Here is a 1,266-nt window from a genome sequence, read left to right on the forward strand (position 1 = left end):
TTTTTCATTGTTGAATATCTTTTTATCATTACCATCTTTGTATGATGTATTTATGTCCAATTCAATTTGATAAGTACCATAATTGTATTTTGGATTATATTCTTGAGTATTTTTAGCTAGTTCAAGTAATTCATCGAAGACACCTAGCAACATTAAGTCAGCTCTATCAAGTTTTCCATATTTTTCTTGTTCGACCAATTCTTTACGAACTAGAGAGTTCTTATCTAGGCACATTTCGTTACTATAAAACTTTCCATCAGAACCATCAAAGCTCAAACAATGATTTTTTTGAGAGATACAAGTCCATAATGTAGCTTTTCTAAGAAAATCTGTATCCTCTGTATACAAATCCCCTTTATCAGCAGTTGTATAGTAAATATCCCTTTCATACCAGTTTTTTTGAGGGTATTGCTTGGCAACAAATAAAGCAGTTTGCTCTGCGTAATTATTCGTTCTAACTTGGCTACCTCGTCCATGATAAATAGCAATTCTAGTCATTCTTATGTCCTGCGGAGTAGTACCAAAACCACTGGCTTCTATAACCGCTAAAATATTGTCATTATAAACAGGTTTTCCATAGCTTTTTAATGGCACTTCTTTACCATCGTAGCCAGTAGCAATTTTAGATAACACATCTGTTTTTAACTTTTTAGAATAGTATTCTCCTAGCGTTTTGTATACTTTTTTTATAGTGACATGCTTCACATCTTTAAGAATAGCATCCTCAGGTACATCAATGACTGCTGCTCCTTTCCCAGTTCCCCATTTTTTATTATCTCTCCATATTTCTTTAGCAGTTACAGTAATACTTTCAGTTTCGTTATCTTGATCGTTTTTCCAAAGTGCTACCAAAACGGAACTTTCTTGTGCTTTAAAGTTCCCTCTGTTTGCTAGAAAACCATTAATAAATATTTTTTGCATTAGACCAACTGATTTCCAATACTTAACAGGAGCAAATAAAATATAATAGTCGTTTTCATCTCTCATAAAGTATTTTTCAAAAGACCAAACGAATTGATTTAGCAAATCTTTTGCATGGTTACTATCACCAACAAATTCATCGGACATCAATTTCCTTATATAGCTAAATTTATCTATCGATTTAACATTTCCTTCTTGAGCACGGGCTAATTCGCTAGAATAAGGGGGATTTTCAAAACCAATAATCGCAACATTTTTGTCATCTATGACTTCTTGTAATGTATTATGTTTTCCATCTGTTTCCATTGGAATTGATAAAAACTCTTCTGCTAAAGCATCCCCACC

General features: G+C 32.7%; 1 pseudogene. It reads right to left on the reverse strand.

The window, feature by feature from the left end:
• A pseudogene (locus QZ359_RS01240) lies at positions 1-1,266 on the reverse strand (hypothetical protein); the annotation flags it as partial.

The sequence above is a fragment of the Streptococcus sp. genome (assembly GCF_019414905.1).
In the GTDB taxonomy this organism is placed as follows: Bacteria; Bacillota; Bacilli; order Lactobacillales; family Streptococcaceae; genus Streptococcus.